The organism is Acidithiobacillus sp. IBUN Pt1247-S3 (assembly GCF_041146875.1).
Classification (GTDB): Bacteria; Pseudomonadota; Gammaproteobacteria; order Acidithiobacillales; family Acidithiobacillaceae; genus Igneacidithiobacillus.
Window position 1 is genome coordinate 1 of record NZ_JBFRXP010000047.1, and the last position, 3,709, is coordinate 3,709.

At 57.4% G+C, this 3,709-nt stretch carries 5 protein-coding genes; all 5 read left to right on the plus strand.

All coding sequences use genetic code 11. From position 1 onward, the window contains the following. Positions 1-258: 258 nt before the first annotated feature. From AB4090_RS14805 to AB4090_RS14825, 5 genes are read left to right on the plus strand one after another with little or no spacing between them, the layout of a single operon-like run. Positions 259-996 carry an MBL fold metallo-hydrolase gene (locus AB4090_RS14805; RefSeq protein WP_369574650.1) on the plus strand — a complete coding sequence of 246 codons (738 nt, stop codon included), beginning with the start codon at positions 259-261 and terminating at the stop codon, positions 994-996. Then, a complete protein-coding gene (locus AB4090_RS14810) occupies positions 993-1,355 on the plus strand; it encodes an ArsR/SmtB family transcription factor (protein WP_369574651.1) in 363 nt (120 codons plus the stop codon). Before AB4090_RS14805 ends, AB4090_RS14810 begins: the two co-directional genes overlap by 4 nt. Continuing rightward, a complete protein-coding gene (locus AB4090_RS14815) occupies positions 1,352-2,620 on the plus strand; it encodes an MFS transporter (RefSeq protein WP_369574652.1) in 1,269 nt (422 codons plus the stop codon). The genes AB4090_RS14810 and AB4090_RS14815 overlap by 4 nt, the downstream gene beginning before the upstream one ends. Then, on the plus strand, positions 2,620-2,937 hold the full coding sequence (locus AB4090_RS14820) for a DsrE family protein (RefSeq protein ID WP_369574653.1): 318 nt from the start codon (positions 2,620-2,622) through the stop codon (positions 2,935-2,937). The genes AB4090_RS14815 and AB4090_RS14820 overlap by 1 nt, the downstream gene beginning before the upstream one ends. Positions 2,938-2,960: 23 nt before the next feature. Continuing rightward, the gene (locus tag AB4090_RS14825) at positions 2,961-3,689 is read left to right on the plus strand and encodes a protein-disulfide reductase DsbD N-terminal domain-containing protein (RefSeq protein ID WP_369574654.1); all 729 of its coding nucleotides are present in this window, start codon (positions 2,961-2,963) and stop codon (positions 3,687-3,689) included. The last annotated feature ends 20 nt before the right edge of the window (positions 3,690-3,709 follow it).

The window sequence follows — 3,709 nt, forward strand, 5'->3', positions numbered from 1 at the left end:
GGGGCATTGCCTACTCTCCGAGCTGCTCTTTGCAACTGGCAGTACTAACCTTTTGTAAAGTATCCATGCTTTTCGACGACCGTCAAGCAGCAGTTTTCGCGACCAAACCTTTACGTGACGGAAACTGCCCCTTTACAGGATTTCCGCGATCGCCTGATCCCGATGCTCGAGCCGTAGAACGATACCTGGAGTTGTGCTTGACAACTGGTTGGCGCCACTTATAGTTTACAAATATCGAAACTAACGAATAGGTGAAACATGTTTTTCAAACAACTGAGCCATAGCGACGGCACGCTTTCGTACTTTTACGGCTGTGGTGGCAAAGGATTCGCGGTGGCAGTAGATGTCGCTGCAGGTGATGAAGACTGGTTCCTGGAGGAGGCGAAGAAGGCTGCAGTGCGCATCAGCTTTGTTATTGACACCCATATCCATGCGGATCACCTCTCTGGGGGGCGTGCACTGGCCCAACGCGCCGATGCCCCCTATTGCATGTATGAGACCGATGAAAGCCTGGTTTCTTTTCCCATCCGTGGATTGCACGATGGGGAAATTCTGGAGACGGGCAATGTAGTGACCCAGGTGCTCCATACGCCAGGTCATACGCAAGACAGCATCTGTCTGCTGGTCAGTGACTTGCGCCGTAGTCAAGATCCCTGGTTTGTCCTTACCGGAGACACTCTCTTTGTTAGCGGCGTAGGTCGGCCAGACCTTGGAGGAACTCCGGAGGAAATGGCCCATCAACTCTATGATAGTTTGCAGCAAAAGCTCTTGCCGTTAGCCGATGATCTGGAAATTTTTCCGGGGCATGCCGCTGGCAGCGTGTGTGGCGCGGGACTTTCTGGGAAACCTTCCTCGACAATCGGCTTCGAGAAGCGTTGGGATCCATTTCTCAGTATGGACCGCGATCGCTTCGTGCAGGAACTTACGGAAACGATTCCGGAAAAACCCGCAGAAATGGCACGGATCGTCGCCACAAATCTAGGGAAAATGCCATGAACGAGGAGACAGTACGTTTCGCCCTCTTTGCTGAGGTCTTCGCTGCCCTTGCTCACCCCAAGCGCTTGGAGATCATCCACTTTTTGGGCCAAGAGCAACACAGTGCCGGAGAGCTGGCAGAACGGACCGGGCTCTCAAAGGCCAACCTCTCCCAGCACCTCAACGTCCTCAAGGCACGGGGCCTAGTCCACTGCGAAAAATGTGGAACCTTCTGTCATTACCGATTGACCAGTCCCAAGGTTTTGGAAACCTGCGAGATTGTTCGCGAACTCATCCTCGACCAGATGCAAATTACCTCGAAAACCCAGCAGACGGCACTGGCGGCAGTGATGCCGATCCGCAAGAGTCGTACCCCATGAGCCGTTCCTCAGTAGGTTCCTCCCAGCATGTGCGAGGCATCGCTCGCAACCGTGGTCAATTTCTGCTGCAGACCATGCAGGTATTTTTTGTCGGGCTGGTCATCGGCATGGAGCGCACGGTGCTGCCTTCCCTCGCCCACGATTTCGGGGTGACCAAGGGCGCGTTTCTCTTTCTCGCGAGCTTCGTGATTTCCTTTGGCCTGGTCAAAGGGGCGCTCAATCTGGTGGCGGGCACCCTTTCCGATCGCATTGGGCGCAAGCGTGTCCTGCTGTTCGGCTGGATCGCCGGCATCCCCATCCCCGTGCTGATCTTCTTCGCCCCCAACTGGTGGTGGATCATCGCCGCCAACGTCTTTCTCGGCATCAACCAAGCCTTCACCTGGACCATGACGGTGACCAGCCAGATCGACCTGGCGGGCAGCCGGCAGCGGGGTCTGGCGGTGGGGATCAATGAGGCGGCGGGTTATGTGGGCATGGGTCTCGCGGGTCTCGCCACCGGTTATCTGGCGGTGCTCTATGGCCCGCGTTGGGCCTTACTGCTCTTCGGGTTGGGCACCATCCTGATCGCCCTGGTACTGCTGGTGCGGGTGCGCGATACCATCGCCTGGGTCCATGCCGAGCATGCCACCCATCCCGTATCTGCGCCCCCGGCTACCGCAGGCTGGATGCACGGCTTTATTGATGTCTCTTTCCGGAACCCACGCTACCGCGCCTTTTGTCAGGCGGGGGTGGCCAACAAGGTGGCCGACACCCTCGTCTGGGTACTCTTTCCGCTCTACTTCCTGCAGCACGCCATGGGGGTGGTGGCCATCGGCTGGATCACCGGTATCTACGCTATGGTCTGGGGCCTGTGTCAGTTTTGGACCGGTCATCTGGCCGATCGTATCGGGCGCAAGATTCCCATCGTCAGTGGCTTCTTCCTGTTGTCTGCGGGCTTGGTGACCACCGCCCTGGTGCAAGGCTTTGTTTTGTGGGTTCTGGCGGCGCTGATCATGGGCCTGGGCATGGCGCTCCTGTATCCGAATCTGGTCGCCGCCATGTCCGACACGGCCCCGCCGCTGGAGCGGGGGCGCATCCTCTGTGTCTATCGCTACTGGCGCGATACGGGTTATGCCATCGGCGGATTGCTGCTGGGGCTGGTCGCCCAATGGAGTGACGAAATCTTGCCCGCCATCTGGATTACGGCCGGCATTGTCGCGGGCTCCGGCCTGTGGATCGCCCTGGCGGTACAGGAAACCCACTCACGCACCGTAGGAGAAAGCTGATGACGATAGCTTTGATTGTGTTGCATGCTGGCCCTCACTCCACAAACCCCCGTGCGGATACTGCCGTGCGGCTCGCGGGAGCGATGCTGGCAGACAACAAGGAGGTTCGCATGTTCCTCGCTGGAGAGGGGGTGCTTCTGCTCAAGCAGCCCCCTGACTTACTGCTGGAATTGCTGGCGTTGGGTTTGGAAGTTCAGTGCTGCGGCAGTTCGCTGCAAGCACAAGGGATGAAGCAGCTTCCTGATGGCGTCCAGAAAAGCTCTATGAAGGGGCTCTCCAGTTGGATGACCGAGGCTGATGAAGTGCTGAGTTTTTAGGCGGGAACCGATGGATATGACGCTTGTCTACCAGTTTACAATTTTCTTTATTTGCGAAGAATGGTGAGGTTGGAGTGCTTAGATGGGCGAGCAAACATGCAGGGGTTCTGGTTGGCTTTGTCATCATCTTCCAGGCGTTGTTATCCATTCCAAACGCCTGTGCCAGTACGGCATTCGTCCCCCCCATTGTTCAGAGTTCCCCTTTTTTGGCGCCGGCAAAAGCCTTTCGATTCACAGCACACATGGCGCCCGACAACCAGATCGTGCTGCAATGGACGGCTGCGCCACATTATCATTTGTACCGCAACCGCATTACGCTGCAGGTTTCTCCTACAAGCGTCCGTCTTGGTCCCTATCACTTGCCACCTGGAAAGCCGCTGCATATTCCAGGCGTGGGAACCCTCGCGGTCTATGAAGGGGTAACCACCACCGTTCGGGTGCCCGTGCATTTCGTCGGTACGCCACCCCATTCGTTCCAGGTCATCAGCACGTTCCAGGGATGTGCCAATGCCGGCGTCTGTTATCCCGTAGAACGCAAAGCCATCACCTTGATACCTACAGCCGCGGCCCTCTCTACCGTACCGTTCTTCGCGGCGCCTGCGACTCCCCAGCCATCGCACAGCGCGCCGCCGACTAGGCTTTCTCAGAAGCCTGTCGCGTCAGGTCTATATAGGGGTCCCCTCAGAAAACGGAATATAAAACCCGTTAAGCTCCTGCGAAGGGCCGCAGCGGCCGATATTTTCCCTGCTTGAGCTTGGCGCTACGCCGCCAC

Bases quoted from the DNA above. Each gene is read 5' to 3' on its own strand.
- AB4090_RS14805 (WP_369574650.1), top strand. From the start codon at position 259: ATGTTTTTCAAACAACTGAGCCATAGCGACGGCACGCTTTCGTACTTT.
- AB4090_RS14810 (WP_369574651.1), top strand. From the start codon at position 993: ATGAACGAGGAGACAGTACGTTTCGCCCTCTTTGCTGAGGTCTTCGCT.
- AB4090_RS14815 (WP_369574652.1), top strand. From the start codon at position 1,352: ATGAGCCGTTCCTCAGTAGGTTCCTCCCAGCATGTGCGAGGCATCGCT.
- AB4090_RS14820 (WP_369574653.1), top strand. From the start codon at position 2,620: ATGACGATAGCTTTGATTGTGTTGCATGCTGGCCCTCACTCCACAAAC.